Origin of the sequence: Sphingobacterium sp. UT-1RO-CII-1, from assembly GCF_026711005.1 — a bacterium.
Classification (GTDB): Bacteria; Bacteroidota; Bacteroidia; order Sphingobacteriales; family Sphingobacteriaceae; genus Sphingobacterium.
On the sequence record NZ_JAPPVJ010000002.1, the window covers coordinates 164229 to 184958 of the forward strand.

The 20730-nt window shown below is 37.2% G+C and carries 19 protein-coding genes and 1 tRNA gene; 13 read left to right on the forward strand and 7 right to left on the reverse strand.

Going from position 1 to position 20730, the window contains the following annotated elements:
• The first annotated feature begins 8 nt into the window (after positions 1–8).
• Together ORI89_RS04590 and ORI89_RS04595 are read left to right on the forward strand one after the other, a co-directional pair.
• Entirely contained in the window at positions 9–1772 is a 1764-nt protein-coding gene (locus tag ORI89_RS04590) for a RagB/SusD family nutrient uptake outer membrane protein (protein WP_268229268.1), read from the forward strand.
• 55 nt (positions 1773–1827) lie between these two features.
• Positions 1828–2682 (forward strand): endonuclease/exonuclease/phosphatase family protein, encoded by an 855-nt coding sequence (locus ORI89_RS04595; RefSeq protein WP_268229269.1) that lies wholly within the window; start codon positions 1828–1830, stop codon positions 2680–2682.
• Between the two features lie 187 nt (positions 2683–2869).
• On the opposite strand, the gene ORI89_RS04600 is transcribed toward ORI89_RS04595, so the two are convergent.
• A complete protein-coding gene (locus ORI89_RS04600) occupies positions 2870–5059 on the reverse strand; it encodes an ATP-binding protein (protein ID WP_268229270.1) in 2190 nt (729 codons plus the stop codon).
• Positions 5060–5327: 268 nt separating this feature from the next.
• Positions 5328–5401 (reverse strand) — tRNA-Ile (locus tag ORI89_RS04605).
• Between the two features lie 82 nt (positions 5402–5483).
• On the opposite strand from ORI89_RS04605, the gene ORI89_RS04610 reads away from it, so the two are divergent.
• From ORI89_RS04610 to ORI89_RS04620, 3 genes are all read left to right on the forward strand, one after another.
• Positions 5484–6116, forward strand: coding sequence for an HAD family hydrolase (locus tag ORI89_RS04610; RefSeq protein WP_268229271.1), 633 nt, complete (start codon positions 5484–5486; stop codon positions 6114–6116).
• A gap of 106 nt (positions 6117–6222) precedes the next feature.
• Complete coding sequence (gene rpsU / locus ORI89_RS04615; RefSeq protein ID WP_268229272.1) at positions 6223–6414, forward strand: 30S ribosomal protein S21; 192 nt, start codon at positions 6223–6225, stop codon at positions 6412–6414.
• Positions 6415–6596: 182 nt separating this feature from the next.
• Positions 6597–7445, forward strand: coding sequence for a sulfurtransferase (locus ORI89_RS04620; RefSeq protein ID WP_268229273.1), 849 nt, complete (start codon positions 6597–6599; stop codon positions 7443–7445).
• An 88-nt stretch (positions 7446–7533) separates the two neighbouring features.
• On the opposite strand, the gene ORI89_RS04625 is transcribed toward ORI89_RS04620, so the two are convergent.
• The 5 genes from ORI89_RS04625 to ORI89_RS04645 form a co-directional block, all read right to left on the reverse strand.
• Positions 7534–9129, reverse strand: coding sequence for a DUF4139 domain-containing protein (locus ORI89_RS04625; protein WP_268229274.1), 1596 nt, complete (start codon positions 9127–9129; stop codon positions 7534–7536).
• A 114-nt stretch (positions 9130–9243) separates the two neighbouring features.
• Positions 9244–10053: a phosphate ABC transporter ATP-binding protein gene (locus ORI89_RS04630; RefSeq protein WP_268229275.1), complete on the reverse strand. Its 810-nt coding sequence runs from the start codon at positions 10051–10053 to the stop codon at positions 9244–9246.
• Positions 10008–10811: a PstA family ABC transporter permease gene (locus ORI89_RS04635; RefSeq protein WP_268229276.1), complete on the reverse strand. Its 804-nt coding sequence runs from the start codon at positions 10809–10811 to the stop codon at positions 10008–10010. Before ORI89_RS04635 ends, ORI89_RS04630 begins: the two co-directional genes overlap by 46 nt.
• A 47-nt stretch (positions 10812–10858) precedes the next feature.
• The gene (pstC, locus tag ORI89_RS04640) at positions 10859–11746 is read right to left on the reverse strand and encodes a phosphate ABC transporter permease subunit PstC (RefSeq protein ID WP_268229823.1); all 888 of its coding nucleotides are present in this window, start codon (positions 11744–11746) and stop codon (positions 10859–10861) included.
• Positions 11736–12707 (reverse strand): PstS family phosphate ABC transporter substrate-binding protein, encoded by a 972-nt coding sequence (locus tag ORI89_RS04645; RefSeq protein ID WP_268229277.1) that lies wholly within the window; start codon positions 12705–12707, stop codon positions 11736–11738. The genes pstC and ORI89_RS04645 overlap by 11 nt, the downstream gene beginning before the upstream one ends.
• A gap of 169 nt (positions 12708–12876) precedes the next feature.
• Here ORI89_RS04645 and ORI89_RS04650 point away from each other — a divergent pair, with 169 nt between their 5' ends.
• From ORI89_RS04650 to ORI89_RS04685, 8 genes are all read left to right on the forward strand, one after another.
• Positions 12877–14994, forward strand: coding sequence for a HEPN domain-containing protein (locus ORI89_RS04650; RefSeq protein ID WP_268229278.1), 2118 nt, complete (start codon positions 12877–12879; stop codon positions 14992–14994).
• A gap of 3 nt (positions 14995–14997) precedes the next feature.
• Positions 14998–15771 carry a uroporphyrinogen-III C-methyltransferase gene (gene cobA / locus ORI89_RS04655; protein ID WP_268229279.1) on the forward strand — a complete coding sequence of 258 codons (774 nt, stop codon included), beginning with the start codon at positions 14998–15000 and terminating at the stop codon, positions 15769–15771.
• Entirely contained in the window at positions 15768–16352 is a 585-nt protein-coding gene (locus ORI89_RS04660) for a precorrin-2 dehydrogenase/sirohydrochlorin ferrochelatase family protein (protein WP_268229280.1), read from the forward strand. The genes cobA and ORI89_RS04660 overlap by 4 nt, the downstream gene beginning before the upstream one ends.
• A 43-nt stretch (positions 16353–16395) precedes the next feature.
• Positions 16396–17103, forward strand: coding sequence for a phosphoadenylyl-sulfate reductase (locus ORI89_RS04665; protein WP_268229281.1), 708 nt, complete (start codon positions 16396–16398; stop codon positions 17101–17103).
• Between the two features lie 5 nt (positions 17104–17108).
• Positions 17109–17999, forward strand: coding sequence for a sulfate adenylyltransferase subunit CysD (gene cysD / locus ORI89_RS04670; protein WP_268229824.1), 891 nt, complete (start codon positions 17109–17111; stop codon positions 17997–17999).
• Positions 18000–18033: 34 nt separating this feature from the next.
• Positions 18034–19278 (forward strand): sulfate adenylyltransferase subunit 1, encoded by a 1245-nt coding sequence (locus ORI89_RS04675; RefSeq protein WP_268229282.1) that lies wholly within the window; start codon positions 18034–18036, stop codon positions 19276–19278.
• 184 nt (positions 19279–19462) lie between these two features.
• Entirely contained in the window at positions 19463–20140 is a 678-nt protein-coding gene (locus tag ORI89_RS04680; RefSeq protein ID WP_268229283.1) for a DUF2975 domain-containing protein, read from the forward strand.
• 138 nt (positions 20141–20278) lie between these two features.
• Positions 20279–20506: a helix-turn-helix domain-containing protein gene (locus ORI89_RS04685; protein WP_268229284.1), complete on the forward strand. Its 228-nt coding sequence runs from the start codon at positions 20279–20281 to the stop codon at positions 20504–20506.
• Positions 20507–20730 lie beyond the last annotated feature (224 nt).

Below are 20730 nucleotides of genomic sequence, written 5' to 3' on the forward strand. Positions count from 1 at the left end.
GTTGAACCATGAAAACAGTTAAATATATATATGTGTTGTTATTGCTGACAACAGTAGTAAGTTGTAAGCTGGATGAGATACCTGTTGATACAGCTACTAAGAAGGCCGTGTTTGATAGTGAAAATGGAATGCAGCTTTATGCAAACTCATTTTATGATATTTTACCTTCTCCAGATGAAGGCGTATTCACTAAAGACGACTTGTCTGATTTAGTGGCACGGAATGGTGTCGATAATCTTTTAGCACCCGGAGCTCTAAGCCCTATTACAAGTACAGGGTGGAGCTGGAAAGATTTGAGAAACATTAATTATTTTTTAGAAAATGCAGAACAAAGTACAGTCTCTAATAAAAACAATTTTATTGGTTTAGCGCGTTTCTTTAGAGCATTATTCTATTTTGAAAAAGTTAAACGATTTGGTGATGTGCCGTGGGTAGAGAAAACGATTGATATTGACAATGATGCAGTTTTGTATGCCGGGCGGGATAGTCGTTTTGATATTATGGACAAAGTATTAGCCGACCTTAATTTTGCTATCGATAACATAGAATTAGAGTCTGACCCATCTTCGACCAGAATTACATCAAATGTTGCACGTGCATATAAAACAAGGATATGTTTGTATGAAGCATCTTTTAGAAAATACCATAAGAGCTATCAAAAGGAAGGTACAGCAGAGACTTGGTATAAAGAGGTGATAAAAGAGGCAAATGCTATTAAAGGTTTCTTTTTACACGAGTCGGCTGATATAGAAAAGTCTTATCGATCACTATTTATTACAAAAGCACCATTTGCTGATGAAACAATTCTTGCTGTCACACTTGATGCAAACCTTCAAGTTTTTAGCTCTGCAAACAGACGCTTTATTAGCCCGACTTTTGGTAATAGACCGAGCTTAACGAGAAACTTTGTAAATATGTATTTGAATATTGATGGCTCGCGCTATACGGACAATCCGGGATATAAAACGCAGACTTTTTCAGACGAAGTAAAACAACGGGACCTCCGTTTAAAACAAACGATACGCTCAGGTGATTATGCCCGAACAGAAAATGGTGTCCCGGTTATTTCACCTCCGAATTTTAGTCAAACATATACAGGGTATCAACCTATAAAATGGTCGTATGATGAGAGGTTTCCTTTTGATGATGAAAGTCGTAATGATAATGCACACATTATTATGCGTTGGGCGGAAGTGCTGTTAAACAAAGCAGAAGCTCTTGCAGAACTTAATGAAATGACCGCATCTGAATGGGCTGTAACTATAGGAGCTTTACGAAAGAGAGCAGGCATACCGCAAAACATAGCAAATACGCTACCCACTGTTGCTGACCCTTACCTGGTTAAGTATTATAATGGGAAATTCACAAATGCAATTATGCTAGAGGTTATGCGTGAGAGAGCCGTGGAAATGATATTTGAAGGCTTAAGAACAGACGATCTTATTCGCTGGCGACTAGGAGACATGTTTCAGAATGTTAAATTTAATGGAATATTTATACCTGCATTAGGCGAGTATGACTTAAACGGTGATGGGATAATGGATGTTTGTTTTTATCAGGGGACAAAACCACAGTCGACAACCAAGAATATTGCATATGTGCAGATTTCTACGGGTAATTCTGCTGGGCAAGTACAGCTTTCTGAAGGTGACCATGGTGAATTGATTTGGAATCCGGGGGAAAGAGAATGGCAGGATAAAAAATATTTATATCCTATACCAAAAACAGACTTTGAAAGAAATCCTGCACTAGGACAAAATAAAGATTGGTAATTTTTCAAAAAAAGGCCCAGTGGGCCGAATATGGTTAATTTTAAAAAAATAAGTTATGCGTAATATTTGTTTTAATTTGTTGATAGCAACTCTGTTTTTAGTAACAGGTTGCACTGCACCTCAGAAAGAAGAAAAGACTACCTATAAAATAGCTAGTTATAACTTAAGGATGGATACAGAAAGAGATAGTATCAATGCTTGGCCAAATAGAAAAGAAATGGTTAATAGTTTAATTGTATACCATGATTTTGATATTATGGGCACGCAAGAAGGCTTTATTCATCAATTAAAAGACATAGCAAAGATTCCTTATTTAGATTATGTAGGCGCAGGCCGTGATGATGGTAAAGAAGCTGGAGAGCATTCTGCAATATTTTACAATAGTGAAAAATTTGAAGTATTGGATAAAGGAGATTTTTGGTTTAGTGAAAATCCGGAAACACCAGGCTTAGGTTGGGACGCTACTTGTTGTAATCGTATATGTTCGTGGGCTAAGTTTAAAGATAAGGCTAAAGATCACGTTTTTTACGTATTTAATTCTCATTTCGACCATCAAGGGGTAAAAGCAAGGGAAGAGTCTGGAAAGCTATTGGTAAGTAAAATAGAAGAAATCGCTAAAGGAGAAAAAGTGATTATTACGGGCGATTTTAATTCGACACCGGATACCGAGCAAATCAAGTTGTTGCAAGACAACTTTAATGATGCTTTTAAGCATAGTGAAGAACCTCCTTATGGCCCTGTAGGCACATTTAATGCATTTAAGTGGAACTCTTCTTTTGATTCAAGGATAGATTATATTTTTGTTTCATCAGATATAAAGGTTTTAAAATATGGTGTTTTAACTGATTCTAAAGAAAATCGGTATCCTTCAGATCATTATCCTGTTGTTGCCGATGTAGTGCTTAATTAGAGTATACGGACCACAGTTTTTTAATCTGTTTCAAGAAAATAGTTCATAATCATTTCGTTTATGGACTATTTTTTTGCTGATTCATGACAATGTTATATTGCTAATTAGTTGAATTAGGGAGAGCATTTTTTGTTGCTGCAGTATAACGCCTAGATCAAATTTTGACACCCTTTATGTACAATTAAATCTATGTATCTAGAAACAACAATGTAACAGTGGTTCCTCTATTTATAATACTTTGAATAGAAATATCGATGTTAAGTTTATCGACAATACGTTTTACGATAGCCATGCCGACACCAGACCCTTCATAGCCAGAGGAATTAGACATCCGTTTAAACATTTCATAGATAGAAGCTAATTCATGCTCGTCAATGCCAATACCATTGTCGCTGATGCTGTAGCTTATGCCACGCTCGGTACGCATAGAACTAACATATACCGCAGCGTTATCAGCCTTAGCTGAATATTTAATGGCATTGCCTATTAAGTTTAAAAAAAGTTGATATAGTAAGGTTTTTTCACCCATAACAGGAAGAAGCCTATCAACATGAACCTCCATATCCGGAGCGCCAAAACGAAGCTTACTAGTGTCAATAATTTCATGAATGAAATTTTCAGGTTCTACCTGTTCAGGAACAAAATTAAAAGAACTGGCTTTGGAGAATAAATGTATCTTTTCGAGCATATTTAAAATGGTATGCACCGAATCAAGAATATTGGTGCTCATTTTTTTGATGAGTTCGGGTTTTAGATCATTTTTATATTTGAGAAATTCAGACGATATTTTGATCGCAGATAAAGGATTTTTCAGATCATGACTGATGGTATATGCATAGGTATCCAGTGCTGTATTCATTTCGATCAATTGTGTGTTGAGATTATCGATCTCTACAGCTTTGTTGACAAGCGAGTCACGAAGGACTTCGCGGATTCGCACCATAAAATGTAACTGTTTTTGGCTCCATTGGCTTGATGTTCCACTTATTTGTTCACGCCATATCTGAAAAGAAGTACGTGGGGATGGTTTGATCAAACCCTGTACTTTATCTTCTTCATACAATTTTTCAGGTTTACCCGCCCAATTACGGTCGGTAATCACTTCTCTACGAAACCAAGCAATGAAAAAATCACTTTTTCGATCAATCTCTGCAAACGCAATGCCCGCAATAGGACTATTACCCATAGCTTGATGAAGTGTTGTTTGATCGGATAATGAATGACTGGTAAATATACGGTCAGTAGATCGTTTACGTAACTCCGGCAATGCCTTTTTTAAATGTTCTTTTTCAGGTTGTAACCCCTCAAAGTAAATAGCATCTTCAAAACCGATAGCAATACCGTCGGCATCTAATAAATGCATGAGCTCGGGAGCGAAAGTCTTTAGCTCTGGGAAAAAATTGTATTTCAAAAGAAGCTTTTCTTGCAACATCAGTTCTAACTCCTGAATTTCTTGCAGGTATATTGTTTTTTTCTCTTCTTCCAATTGCTGAAATTTATTGGCGGCAACATGAACCGCTAATAAGGAAAAATTGCGCAAACCTAGATCAACATGTTTAGATTGAGTGTGCTGACAGCAAACAAGTCCCCAGAGTTCACCTTTGACCAGAATAGAGAAGCTAATGCTCGATTTAAAACCTGCATTACTTAAATATTGTAAATGAATAGGAGAGAGGTTGCGTATACCTACAGTTTCGAGATTAATAAGATTATCATTTTGATGGACAACAGGGATGGGGTCTGCATGAATATCTGCTATATATCGGCAATGCACCTTTTTATATAAAGCTCTGGCCTGCTGGGGTATATCAAACTCAGGGTAATGTATACCTAAATAAGAGTCTAGCTTGTTATCCTTTAAGCTCTCGGCGATAACTACACCGCTTTGATCTTCATTAAATTGATAGACCATGACGCGATCTATAGCTAATGTTTCTGATAGTATACTTGTTAGTGCGGTCCAGATATCTTCGTCGGCTTGTTGTAGATCCAGCAATTTATTATTGTTTATATCGACATTCACAGCTTCGTTATTACTACATATTTCAAGTTCGACATAAAGTAAATTGTTGAAACTGGATAACGTTAGGTAATGTGCAAAACCATTGACTTCTACGATATGGGTTGTTTTTTTATAGGTATTAGTTTTATTAAAAGTCTCTAATGCATTCTGCAGAAAATCAAACCCATTAAAATCTGGTAAGCTAATTTTAGAAAACCTGCTCCCAATGACAAAACCAGCTGAGGGGAAATAGGTGTCTATATTTTCACTGACAGCTTCAACAATACCTTCCCTGTTAAAAACGATCAGACACCCAAGATTTTGAATCAATCCGAGGAATTGAATTTTTTCATCTTCACAATTTATTGCATTCATGCTCTTGGCTTAATTAATGTATGCTGTGTGAATTTTTAAGACTCTCTTAAAAACTTTAAAACAGTATAACAATAAGAAGAAATTGCTCAATTGCCTGTTTAACTGTATAGTTGCTTAGTAAAATACTGTTTACAGTTAAAAATAGGCATTAAAAACAGCAATGTAACAAAGTATTTAAAATATTTAACTATTCATTTCCGAACAGCACAATGAAAGAAAGGAAAATGCTTTAAAACAAAAAATCCTCATATTGCTATGAGGATTTTTGTGCGCCCACCTGGGCTCGAACCAGGGACCAAAAGATTATGAGTCTTCTACTCTAACCAACTGAGCTATAGGCGCAGCTTTTTTGCTCTGTCAAAAAGTAAGTTTGTTTCCTTTTGACGATGCAAACATCGATATTTGTTCTGATAAAACAAAATTTATGATGAAAAAAATTGAAAATATTATTCTTGATTATGGAAATGTAATCTTCATGATTGACTTTTTGAGAGCACGTGAAGCTTTTATGTTATTGGGTATCAAAAACGTAGATGATTTCTTTGGCCATGCTGGGCAAGATCCACTTTTTGACGCTTTTGACAAGGGAAAAATTGATAGAATAGAATTTCGTGAAGAAATTAGACAGCGGACCAACTCGCCAACACTAAAAGACCAACAAATTGATGATGCTTGGAATGCTTTATTGATTGGAGTTCCGGAAGGAAAGCATGAAATTTTAGAAAAATTAAATGCCAACTATAGATCTTTTCTACTTAGCAACAATAATGAGATACATTACGACAGATGTATGCAGCATATACAGGAGAACTATGGCATAAAAGACAATTCTGTTTTCTTTGAACAAACATTTTATTCTCACCTCATGGGAATGCGTAAGCCCGATAAAGAGATTTTTGAAAAAGTAGTGGAAGAAACAGGGATACTGCCCCAGCAAACTTTATTTGTTGACGATAGCCCTCAACACCTGGCAACAGCAAAAATATTGGGTTTCCATACTGAACTTTGTACAAAAGAACTCCCGCTAGAAGCAATAATAGAGAAATGGCAATTGTAAATTAAAAATATTTCAATTATTTCACAGCAGGGTTTTGTTTTTTGATTAATTTCTGTACCTTTGCAACACAAAATATAAAAGCAACGAAAGGGGGTATCAAAACAACATGATTATCGTAAATGTAAAAGAAGGTGAATCTTTAGACAGAGCGTTGAAACGTTTCAAAAAGAAATTCGAAAAAACTGGCGTATTACGTGAGTTACGTTCTCGTCAAGCATACGAGAAGAAATCCGTTGCAAATCGTATACAAAGAAAAAAAGCAATCTATAAACAAGCTCTTAATCAAGAGTCTAATTAATTTTGCTAATTAGATAAATAAAAAACCGGCTATTCTACAAAAGATAGTCGGTTTTTTTATGACCTAACCTACCTTAATTCTAAACATCCTATACTCGTCTATATTTGGCCGGGCCTATAATTGAATAACGACCACCTTATTCAATTATAACTATCTTTAGTGTGAAATTAAAGATATACAGAATGAACGCTATAAAACCAATCATCAGTACAGCTGAATTATTAGAGTTGCAAGAAACAGCAAATCTTATACTTGTCGATGCTACAACAGGTGAGCAAGCATTAGAAACGTATAGAAAAGAACATTTAGCAGATGCTCTTTTCGTAGATATGGACAACGACCTTTCTGTTCACGGCAATCCTGCGAAAGGAGGCAGACACCCTTTACCTGAAGTGAGGAATTTTGTAAGCCTATTAAACAAACTGGGTATTAATAACTCCAGTCATGTTATCGTTTATGACAGAGCTAAGGGCATAAATGCAGCAGCTCGTTTTTGGTGGATGCTATCGGCTTTAGGACATGAAAAAGTACAGGTAATAGATGGTGGCTTTCAGATAGCAAAAGCATTAGACTACCCAATAAGTAACGGACAGGAGACCCCAAGAGCGCCCAGTAGCTACCAAGCAGACCAGTGGACTTTACCGCAGGTGGATATAAGTACAATAGAAAAATATACCCAAGAGCAAGGTAGCGTGATTATAGATGTGCGCGACGAAAACCGATACCAAGGTTTGCACGAACCCATTGATTTGATAGCAGGACATATACCGACAGCAATAAATATCCCACTGTCCCTGAATTTAGATGCTGATGGAAGATTTAAAACAGCTGAGGAGCTGAGAAAACTTTATACGCCTTATTTTAAGAACCAAAATATAAACAAGACCGCCGTACATTGTGGCTCAGGTGTGTCCGCCTGCCACACTTTACTCGCTTTAAAAATAGCAGGCCTACCTTTACCTGCATTATATGTAGGGTCGTGGAGCGAGTGGTCAAGAAATGAAAAACCAATAGCAAAAGGGAAGAAATGAGCAAAAAAAACTCCATCACTTTTAATTACCATATAGGTTGATTAAAAGTGATGGAGCAAACGCTATTGCGTTGTACAGAGCTATTTTATCAATAGAGCTGAATCGTTTTATCTTTTGGATATTTTATAGAGTAACTGAAACGTATTTTTTTTGTTTCACCGGCTTTTAAATCTACATCCCATGTCAATAGTCCTGTAGTCGTATCGACCGTAGCTCCCGAAGACTCTTCTAAATTAATTTCCATAGACTTATCAGTAGAAAGTGGATACTGATCTTTGAGCTGAAGATGAACAGCTGACTTTTTATTATTTTTAACGGTAATTTCATAGACTAAGGTTTGCCTTTTGCTACTACCAAATGTTTTCGTTTGCGAGAGGTCGTTTACTTTCTCCCGTTTAACAGCAATCATTTTATCGCGGCCCATACTTAATTTTAAAGTATCGCTACTAGTTTGCGGATTAACATACGTTTTTCCAACGAGCATATTGTCAAATACAATATTTGCCGAACCCGGCAATAAATTTAATTTTTCGTAGTCGATCAGTTCGGCGACAAGATAAACCTGCTCGTCGGACTTAGGTACTGCCTGATAAGTATAAGTAGCAGGGTGCCTATATTCTTGTAAGGTAACAGCATGCGAAACACCATTGGAAGCTATATTGTACGGGATATCAATTTTAAATGTACTATTCAATTGATTTTCATCCATAGTGGTGTAGCTACTGCTATTGTAGCCGCTCACAACGACCTCCTCAAGATAAGCTACATCCGCACTGAGCGCACCTCGATGAAGTTTGGCTGTAGGCGCTTTGGGTTGCTGAAAATATAAACTCCAGGGTGTCAATTCTGCAATAGAACCAAACTGCGATGGGTTCCCGGTAGCTAATGTCAGATTAACATTATGCCAGTCGATCCCTGTTTGCTGAGTCACATTAGCTTTATAGATAATATCTAAAGGACTGCTAACATCTGCCGCACGCAAATCATAAGATGCTCCCCATGATGCAGAAGGAGTAGCGTAGCTAATATTAAAAGGTTGTTCGCCCGCTTGACTGCTCATCACCTGAACGATCAACTGACCAGCACCTGCGGTATTTTGCCCTTCCATTTCGTCAAGAATTTCTTTCTCACGATCGACTTTAATTTGCTGTTTTTCTACCTGTTCTGTCAGTTTAGCTATAGTTTCCTTAGATGCCAAATATTTTGTGCGATGAAAATCAGCCATTTTAGAAATAGCATCCATGGTAGTAGAACCACCTTCATTACTTATTTTTTGATTAGCGATCAATAGATTAAGCACACTTCCTTCAGCTTCAACTTCGTCTTTAAGTTTTGTAAGCTTAGCAAACTCGGTCTTATAGATGCCTTCCTGTGTGGTATACGCCACGCTTTTAGTTTCTTCTGCCGATGCAGTGCGATTAGCCCGAGCAGAAAGTACAACAACCGATGTAGAAGAACCTATCTGGATGCTATTAGGATCAATGTTATTGGCTACCTGTGTAAAAACAACCTCACTGGTCCCGACAGGTAGTCGAACGCGAGCTTGATGGTTAAGCTCAGCAGAACCGTTATATACGGTAACATCCGTTAAATTGGCTTTACTGCTTAAAGGACTTTGTGCGAATAGCTGGGCCGGTAGCGCTAAACAGGCTATTGCAAAGCCCAATTGATATATTTTATGCATATGTGTATGATTTTAATCATCTATGAACAAATATAACGTATAAAAGCAGCAGATGTTGACAGCTAGAAAAGTTATTTGTAGCTTTTATTCTAAGTTAAATTTGGAAACCGCTGATTAGCTGATGAAACCTTTGACATATTTTTGAGTGAGCTCTTGTTTGGGGTTTAATAATATATCTTCCGTTTTACCAAATTCGATCACTTCACCATCATAAAGAAAAAGAATATAATCAGAAACCCGTCGGGCTTGCCTCAGAATATGGGTTACTAAAACAATAGTATAATCATCTTTCAGAGAAATGAGTAAATTCTCAATAGTTTGCGTTGATATGGGGTCCAAGGCTGATGTTGACTCATCGCCTAAAATTATTTCTGGTTTGACCGCCAAGCCACGGGCTAAACAAAGGCGTTGTTGCTGCCCGATAGAAAGTAATGATGCTGAGCTATGCAAACGGTCTTTAACTTCATTCCACAGCCCTACATTGACAAGCTGCTCGTGTACGATTTGTTCCAATATCTTTTTATTACGTTCGCCGTGTATTTTTGGACCATAAGCTACATTGTCAAATATAGACATTGGAAGCGGAAAGGGACGTTGAGACAACAGCCCCATACGTTTACGTATGGTGGTGACTTCGGCATCCTTGGCATAAATATCTTCACCCGCCACCAAGACACTTCCTTCCAATTGTATTACGGCAGAATCGTCAAGGAGTCGATTTAAAGTTTTTAGTAAAGTACTTTTCCCACAACCTGACGGACCAATAATCGATATAATCGAATGCTTCGGAATAGATACATTGATATTTTTAAGAATATGCTTATTATCTAACCAAAGATTAAGATCTTTAACTTCGATATGTGCAGGTAGCTGCGTGTTTATAGTTTGTGTTTTTTCTGCTTCGACGCCAATAGATTTGTACATATAACAACAATTAGAATGATAAGAGTTAATAAAAGTCCGGAAGCATAAGCACGCCCTTGAACTTCAGGTATGGGGCTAGTAAGTTGAAAGAATATAGCTAAAGGAAGAGTAGCAGCAGGCTCATCTATATACAAGGGCATATTGTCTGTAAAACCTGTAGTGAGCAGTACGCCTGCGACATCACCAACAGCCCGGCCAAAAGCCAGTAGAGTAGCTGTAAACAAACCAGGTTTAATATAGAGCACTAATATTTTAGCCACCTCAAGCTTTGTTGCTCCCAAGGAAGTTGTAATCTGCTGCAGATCGGACGGCACCGTATGGAGCAGTTCGCTAATAGTGCGAACAACAATGGGCAGCGTCAGTAAAGTCACTGTAATAATTCCTCCCAATAAAGACGCACGTATGCCCAACCAAATCATAATACTAAAAGCAATAGCCCCATATACAATGGAGGGCATTCCGAAAAGAACATCAAATAGAAATTTAGAAAAACGCTTCAATAAAGAAGTTGGCCGAGTGTATACATGTAGATAGATCGCAATAGGCACACCAATACAGGTTGCTAAGATTGTTGAAGCAGTTGCTAAATATAATGACCCCGCAATGGCATTAAGCACACCACCTTCTTTGCCAATATAAAACCCACCTTTAGGTGATTGGCTGATCATCTCCCAACTTAAATAGGGCAAACCTTTACACAGCACGGTGCCGATAATTAGCAATAAAGAGCTACTGATAACCAAAACAGATAACCGCATAATCCATTTGGCTATTTTTTCTTTTCTTAATCGTTTTGCTGTAGACATCAGAGCCGTTCCTCCATTTGCTTCAAGATCATTCGAGATACTATATTAAAGGCTAAAATCATGATAAAAAGCCAAAGGGCAGCAAACATTAAAGCCGAGTCATAAAGTGGAATGGACATCATTTCGCCAAAATTATTGGCAATTAATGCAGGTAGCGGATACCCCGCATCAAATAAGGATTTTGGGATTCCAGGCACATTGCCACAAACCATCAAAACAGCTACTGTTTCACCGAAAGCACGCGAGACGCCCAGTATAATAGCAGCTAATAGACCAGTGCGCGCTTTGACAAGTATAACTTTAGTGATAGTTTCCCACTTGGTGGCACCTAAAGACAAAGATGCTGCTTTTAAATCTTGCGGTACTGTTTTCAGCACTTCCACCATGACACTGATCATAATCGGAAAAATCATAACAGCAAGGACAATTCCCCCTGATAACACACTGTAACCTGTACTATTTACTGAAAAAACAGGAGCTATAAAATGACCTACTGCCGGTACGACCATAAGGACACCCCAAACCCCATAGAGTACAGGGGGAATGGCTGCTAATACATTAATAAGAGGAAGTACCAATTTGCGCAGTGAATTTCCGCCATATTCGACTAAGTAAATAGCAGCCATTATACAGATAGGAACAGCTATAACAAGTGCAATACCGGTGACCCAAAGCGTACCCGTAATAAAAGGAAGGAACCCGAAGGCTTCTTTTTGTGGAGACCAAATTGACCCTAGCAACAGATCGGACAATTTCTCTGCCTGTAAAAGCGGAAGTGATTTGACAAGAAGCCCCACAAATAATGCGATAAAAACTATGATTGCCAGACATAATAATAGAATTGAATGGCTTTTGAATAAATTATCTTTGAATTTTCTAAATTTCATGCGCAATTTTTTGACGTTCGATTTCGTTTTTTAGTTGGTCCAATGGCACGTAGCCGTTTTCTAATAAATAGCCTTGATTTTCACTACTTAGTACAAACTCAATAAAAGCTTTAAGTAAAGGAGAATGCTGGCCTGACCGAATAACAAAAGTAAGATCTCGGGTAGGTGGTGACGGGTAACGCTTATCACGGATAGCCGAGGTAAGTGTATCTAAATGCATGTAAAAATCTTCTTCAGGGTCGATTTTACCATTAGCATTCTTATCGATCGGTACAACTGTAATTCCTGGAGAGGTGGTTTTGGTTTTTAGATCATATACATAATTGATATTGTTAAAACCTATAGCTGTTTCCTTTTCTTTAATCAGCTGTGCTAAGGAAGGATCACTAAAAATACCAATACCATGTAGCCCTTCTTGAGTTTCGCCTAAAAACTTCGCCCAGGTTTCGGCAGCACCAGCAGCATCCGACCGGGTGTAGACCTCGATAGGCGCATCAATAAAGGCTGAATCGATATCACGCCAGTTTTTATAACGCTTCTCTACAAATATACCACGAAGCTCAGTAGGTGTAAAGCCTCTTTTTCGGATCAATGCTATGTCCGGATGATTACTATTGATCGTACCTAATACGGCATCTTGGGCAACATGTATAGGAAGAGCTCCCTTGGCAATTTCTTGCGGATGCAGATCACGGGACACCAAGCCAATCTCTACCATATTAGAGAGGACATCAGCAATACCCTTCCCTGCGCCGCCAGCAGAAATATTGAAACGTACGTGTGGATGTATTTTTTTAAAATCCTCGCTCCATAAAACTACAATCGGATACAATGCGAAGGCTCCAGATATGGAAATACTACCAACATAACCTTTTTCCGAATCGTAAGTCTCCTTAATCTTTGGAGCACATCCAGAAATTAAAAAACAACATAAAACACTATATATTAATACCTTAATCATTTATTTCACAATGGTGTTAATTACTTATTTAAAATATTTTCACAAATATATACTAAATCACTAGACTTTATATATTAAGTAGGAAATTATTTTATAACTTTGTCGAGCACTCCTCGATAAGAGGGGTGAAAAAAAATTATAGTAACCATAATTAAAGAGAAGATAACAAATGCAGAGCTTTCGTACAGAATTGGAAAATCCCGTAGTAGCTCGGGAAATAATCGAGCTGGAGCACAAAATAAATGCTTATCGCCAAGGAAGCATTGGTGATGATAAATTTAGATCGTTGCGCCTAGCACGGGGAATATATGGGCAACGTCAACCCGGCGTGCAAATGATTCGTATAAAATTACCTTTCGGAAAGGTGACTTTTCAACAGCTGCTGAAGATAGCCGATGTATCAGACGAATATGCAAGTAGAAACTTACATCTAACAACCCGTCAAGATGTGCAAATACATTTTGTAAGCTTAGATAAAACACCTGAGTTATGGGCAAAGCTTGCCGAGGATGATATGACACTGCGAGAGGCTTGCGGAAATACTGTGCGAAACGTAACAGCATCTCCGGAAGCAGGTATTGATCCCAATGAACCTTTTGATGTTTCGCCATATGCGCAAAACACTTTTGAGTATTTTGTACGCAATCCTATTTGCGCAGAAATGGGCAGAAAAATAAAAATAGCCTTCTCTTCGTCGGAAAGTGATACGGCATTTAGTTATATACATGACTTCGGTTTTGTTCCTAAAATAGAGTTCGTGGATGGAAAGGAGCAAAGAGGTTTCAAAGTAATGCTTGGGGGTGGACTTGGTGCACAGCCGCTGTTGGCCCAACCTATTTATAATTTTTTGCATGAGGATGAAATCATCCCCCTTATGGAAGCTGCACTAAGAGTATTCGATAGGCATGGTGAAAGAAACAATAGAAATAAAGCGCGTTTCAAGTTTTTAATACAAAAGTTAGGCCTTGAAGAGGTATTATCCCTGATAGAAGAGGAACGTACAGCCCTCAAAAATACAGTATATAAAATAGACAGAACTCTAGTAGAAGAACCTCAGGCGCCAACAAGCTATATAGAACCGACAAAACCACAGGATGGCCCGGGCTACGAGCTATGGAAAAGAACCAATGTAATGCCACAAAAGCAGAGTGGTTATTATGCCGTATACGCAAAAATACCAACAGGGGATATCTCTACTGATAAAACAAGAAAGCTGGTAGCTGGGTTGAAGAACCATATTGCTGATGATATACGTATCACACAGGGCCAAAATCTCTTGTTTAAATTCGTGCGCCAAGAATCGCTACCGCATATTTATAATGTATTGTATGAATTAGGTTTTCATCATGCTGGTATTGATAGCACCGCAGATATAACTACATGCCCGGGAACAGATACTTGCAACCTAGGTATTTCCAATTCAACAGAAATGGCAAGGGTTTTAGAAAAGTATATAGAAGAGTTTCATCCAGACCAATTACTAGAAAATAAGCTGAAAATAAAAATATCAGGCTGTATGAATTCCTGTGGACAACACAGTTTAGCGGAGATAGGGTTCCACGGAAGTTCAATGAAGGTGGGTGATAGAATACTGCCAACAGCACAGGTGATGCTAGGAGGAGGAACGGTTGGCAACGGCGTTGGGAGAGCATCAGAACGCGTAATTAAAGTACCCACAAAGCGAGTTCTCCAGGTTGTAGACTTAATATTGATTGACTATAAAACCAATCGTTTGTCAGATGAAAGTTTTCACGACTATTATGACAGGAGTGAGAAAAGACATTTTTATGATCTATTAAAACCATTGGCAGACACAAGTAATCTCACAGATGATGAGTTTATTGATTGGGGCCATCAGGATAGCTTTACGACAGCTATAGGCGTAGGCGAATGTGCAGGTGTAATCATCGACTTGGTAGCAACTTTATTGCTGGAAGCAGAAGAAAAATTGGAATGGGCAAACCTTGCGCTAAAACAGGGTTTATATGCCGATGCTATTTACCATGCTTACAGTGCTTTTGTATGGACTGCAAAAGCATTATTACTGGACAAAGGTGTTAACGCCAGCACACAGATTTCTGTCATTAATGAGTTTCAAAAACATTACGTAGAAACAGCTCAATTTGCTTTTCCTACATCATTCCCTGAAAGAGTACTACAAATTAATAAGTATCAACCTTCAGCTGAATTTGCTAAAGCATTTATCACACAGGCTGCCGCATTTTATTATGAAAGCAATGATAGGAGAGAAGAATTACGTCAGTCATTCAAAGAAACACAAGTATAAATCATGCAAAAAGAGATTAAACCTAAAGTTACTTTAGTCGGTGCCGGTCCAGGTGACCCTGAACTGATTACTTTAAAAGCAGTGAAAGCTATAGCAAGTGCAGATGTTATTTTGTATGACGCTTTGGTAAACGAAGAAGTGCTGAATTATGCAAAAGAAGATTGCACAAAAATATATGTAGGAAAACGAGCAGAAAGTCTCTCAACCTCGCAGGATAGCATAAATAAACTCTTAGTTGATTACGCTTTAACACATGGACACGTAGTGCGCCTAAAGGGAGGAGATCCTTTTGTATTTGGACGTGGAGGAGAAGAATTAGACTATGTACATCAATATAATATACCGACTACTGTAGTACCAGGAATATCTTCATCCCTGGGACTAACTGCTTTACAGAAAATACCGCTTACTTACAGAGGTATAAACGAAAGTTTCTGGGTAATAACAGGCTCTACTTCAAATGGTGAGCTATCAAAAGATTTAGAGAAAGCCGCTCAGACTGATGCTACAATAGTAGTCTTGATGGGATACAGTAAACTTGGGCAGATTGTCGACCTATACCAAAGAAATGGGAGAGGAGACCTACCTATCGCACTGATACATAGCGGATCTCTACCAAATGAAAAAATAGCACTAGGAACAATTAATACTATTTTTAGAGAAGCACAAGATAAACTTATAGGTGTTCCAGCGACAATAGTTATCGGAGAAGTTGTAGCAAAGCACGATGATTTCCAAAAGGTTATAAGCAAAATAAAAGAAGACAATTTAGTATGAACGAGTTATTCCCTATATATATAAAACTCGATCAGGTACAAACTTTAGTGATTGGAGGAGGTCCAGTAGGTTTAGAAAAATTAGAAGCTATACTTTACAACTCGCCGCAAGCAAAAGTGCATTTGGTAGCTATGAATATTACAGATGGTATTCGCAAACTAATAGAAGGAAAAACAAATATCAGACTTTCCGAACGCGCTTTTCAAGAAGTTGATCTGAATGGGATAGATTTAATTATCGCAGCAAGCAATAACCCTGTATTTAACAAAGAACTTGAAGTATTGGCAAAGCGAAAGAATATCCTTTTAAATATAGCAGACAAACCGGATCTTTGCGATTTTTATTTAGGATCTGTAGTGAGGAAAGGCAACCTAAAGATAGGTATATCCACTAATGGTAAATCGCCTACAATTGCTAAAAGAATCAAGGAGTTTATTGATGATGTTTTACCTAACGAGATAGACGAAACACTAAATCTAATGCATGATTTAAGGAAAAATTTACATGGAGACTTTCAGGAAAAAATAAGGGTACTGAATAAACATACAGAAGCACTAATTGCGAATAATCAAAAGTCATAAGCTCTCAGCCTCTTAAGCAGGCTACATAAAATATATACGGACAATGCAAAAAATACAACAATTAAAAGAACAGACCGTTGGCATGGATGCTGAAGCATTGATCAAGTTCTTAGGAGCGGCATATGCACAAGAAACAGTTTTTTCAACCTCTTTCGGAGTAGAAGATCAGGTATTAACCGATATGATCAGTAAAGCGGGTAGCCTTTCGTTTAAAATTTTCACACTCGATACAGGTCGTCTATTTCCTGAAACATATACGGTATGGAACCGCACAGTAGATAAATACAAACTTAAAATAGCTGCATACTACCCAAATACCGGAAGGGTAGAAGAATTACTAACCGAGAAAGGACCATTAAGTTTCTATAACTCTTTAGAAGACAGACAGCAATGTTGTCATATTCGAAAAATAGAACCACTCAAAAGAGCTATTCAAGGATATAAGGTATGGGTAACGGGACTTCGTGCCGAACAATCTATAAACCGTGAAAATATGGATTGGATTGAATGGGATAGTAGCAATCAGATTATTAAAGTCCATCCTTTATTTACATGGACATTACATGATGTAGACAAGTACCTAAAGAAAAAGAACGTCCCCTATAATGCGCTGTATGATAAAGGTTTTCCTAGCATAGGTTGTCAACCATGCACCAGAGCCGTACGGGAAGGAGAAGATTTTAGATCAGGAAGATGGTGGTGGGAGGATACTAGCAAAAAAGAATGTGGATTACATATAACAACGAAATAGATAAAATGGATTATTTAGATCATCTAGAAGCTGAGGCTATATATATACTCCGTGAAGTCGCAGGACAATTTGAGAAACCGGCATTACTGTTTTCTGGAGGAAAAGATTCGATAACACTGGTACACCTTGCTCAAAAAGCTTTTAAGCCAGGGAAATTCCCATTTCCTTTGGTGCATATCGACACAGGGCACAACTTTAAAGAAACAATCGACTTTAGAGATTGGCTGGTAGCACAAATAGGAGAGAAACTTATTGTAGGCTCAGTTCAAGACAGTATAGATCAAGGTAGAGTGCGTGAACAGAAAGGTAAGAATGCAAGTAGAAATGCACTACAAACCGTTACGCTATTAGACACAATTGAAAAGTATAAGTTTGACGCTTGTATAGGTGGCGCTCGAAGAGATGAGGAAAAAGCAAGGGCCAAGGAACGTGTTTTTTCGGTACGTGACGAATTTGGGCAATGGGATCCCAAGAGACAAAGGGCTGAGCTGTGGGATATATTAAATGGAAATATAAACCAAGGAGAAAATGTCCGGGTTTTTCCAATATCGAATTGGACCGAACTAGATGTCTGGAACTATATAAAAAGAGAGAATATTGCTTTACCATCGCTTTATTTTAGTCATGAAAGAGAAGTGGTATCAAGAAATGGACAATGGATGGCGGCAGACCAATGTTTGCAGATAGATAACGAAGATATTATCACCTGTAAAATGGTACGATTCAGAACAGTAGGCGACATGACATGTACTGCCGCCGTATGTTCAGAAGCGGTACATATAGATGATATTATAAAAGAGATAAAAGCTTCCACGATAAGCGAAAGAGGAGCTAGAATAGATGATAAAGTATCAGAGGCCGCAATGGAAGAACGTAAAAAAGAGGGCTATTTCTAAATTAATTTACAACAGATCATTATAAATATACAGCATGGATATATTAAAATTTATAACTGCCGGATCCGTTGATGATGGTAAAAGCACATTGATAGGCCGCTTGCTTTATGATACAGATTCGATATTGGAAGATCAATTGGAAGCTATTAAAAAAGCCAACCGAAAAAATGATGACGGAACAGTAGATCTTGCTATCCTGACAGACGGTTTAAAAGCAGAAAGAGAACAGGGGATTACAATTGATGTCGCTTATAAATACTTTCAGACAGAAAAAAGAAAATTCATTATAGCTGATGCGCCTGGCCATATTGAATATACAAGAAACATGGTGACTGGTGCATCAAACTCAGATTTAATCATCATATTAATAGATGCTCGAAAGGGTGTGATTGAGCAGACAAAAAGACATTCATTTTTAGCGCAATTACTTTCTCTTAAAAAAGTGCTCGTCTGCATTAATAAAATGGATATGGTAGATTACGAGCAGGCTGTATTTGAAAATATTAAAACTGAATATGAAAAACTAGCCAGTAAACTCAATCTAAAATCAGTGGAATATATACCAGTCTCTGCCTTAAAAGGAGACAACATTGTGCATCGTTCAGAACGCATGGATTGGTATACAGGCGAACCTTTACTGAGTTTTTTAGAAAGTATAAATTTTGAAGCTAAAACTCCAAAACCTTGGCGCTTCCCCATACAATGGGTAGTACGGCCACAAACCGCAGACCTTCACGATTACAGGGGCTACGCGGGACGTTTAGTGGGTGACAATATGCGGATTGGCGAGGAGGTCTATATATTGCCTGGAGGCGCTAGAAGTAGAATAGCGAGCATAGAACTTGCAGGCGAAACTTTAGAATATGCAGAAAACGGACAATCTGTTATTATACATCTTACTGATGATGTTGATGTTTCAAGAGGCGATACCATTGTTCCTGTTGAACAGCCTGCTATAAGTGAGAAAAATCTTGAAGCTAACATTTGCTGGTTCGATACCAAACCACTGGATAAGGGACAAATATACTTATTGAGAAACCATAGTTCGCAAACAAAAATTAAAATTGAGGATATACATTATAAGATAGACGTGCATAATCAAGAGCCTATTTATGATGAAACTGTTAGTCTGAATGATATAGGCAAAATTTCTATAAAAGCAGCCAAAGAAATAGTTTTTGACAAGCATAACCTTTATCCTGAAAACTCAAGAGCTATCATAATCGATCCACGTACAAATATAACTGTTGCGGCTGTGATGATTCTGGACGCTGTATAACGCTTACCAAGACAAAATAGTTTTTTTAAAAAGCCTAAACACACTAGTTTAGGCTTTTTAATTACATAACAACATTGTTTTATTATAAAACAATAAATAATTTGCATTTCACAATAAAATAGAATATTTTTACCCGCACAGTAAGTAAGTGTAATAATAAATCATAACTAATCAAAATCGGGGTATGAATAATCAACAAGTATTAAAACTTATCGGATGGGGGATAGCATTATGTTTAACTCTAGCTATCATTCATAACGTATTTATAAGCAGACATCAAGAATCTTTTAAAAGCGGTTTTGAAACTGGTTATAAAAGGACAAAAAATCATAACACTGGAGGATGGTTAAAATATCCAATAGATTATGTTCGATTGTCAAGTCCACAAGCATTGCCAGATCGTATAGAAAATGCCACAGACAGCATCCCAACGGGAAACAGTAATATAAAAATAGTACCAGAGGATAGTTTATATTCTATTTGGAGTAAAGAAAATATAAGAACAACGACAGCAAAAGAATGGACTTTGCTACTTCTGGGAGCAATCATATATTTGACGATATTTATAGCTTTTATTAATTTGATTAAGCTATTTTCGAAAGGGGAGGTGCTACATATTAAAACATATAAAAATCTACTATTGTTGTCTTTTTGCGTTTTATTAATCCCCGTGTTTGATTACATATTTGACTATACAGTTTATACTAAAATGCAAACTCTTTTTAAAGGAACAGCTTACGAAGTGGTTAATACTTTAAAATTTGATGTATTTACTTTTATACTCGGCTTAGTTTTTTTAGGACTGGTGGTAGCTTTAAAAATTGGTGTAGCCATAAAAGAAGAAAATGAACTAACTATTTAAAATCAATAAATTATGGTGGCAATTTTATTTTTTATTATTATGTGTGCGGCTTTGATCTTTGGAGCCTGGATCGCTTAAAAGCATCAAATAGCGGCAGTCAATGCTGAAATATTAAAATATTATATTGAATAATTTAAAATGGCAATAATTATAAATTTGGACGTTATGATGGCTAAACGTAAAATGTCACTTAATGAACTGAGCGCAAAAGTTGGTATAACACTTTCAAATCTTTCGATATTAAAGAACGGCAAGGCAAAGGCGATTCGTTTTGAAACCTTGAATGCAATTTGTTTAGCTCTGGATTGTAAGCCGGGAGATATCATCGATTTTGAACCAGACTTTAAAACCAAAGAAGTAGAATAGGCTTCTTTAATAAATAACTATTTAACATAATATAAATTATATGTCTAAAAATCACACCGTATTATACACACCTTAGACAAGAAAATAATAGAAATGATCTAAATACAGATTCACACCAGATTTATTACAGATCAACGCGAAGTTTACACTTGACACCTGTGGTAATAAATTATTGCAAATAAAATCAAATAAAAATGATAAAAAAGTAATATTTCTAATATTTA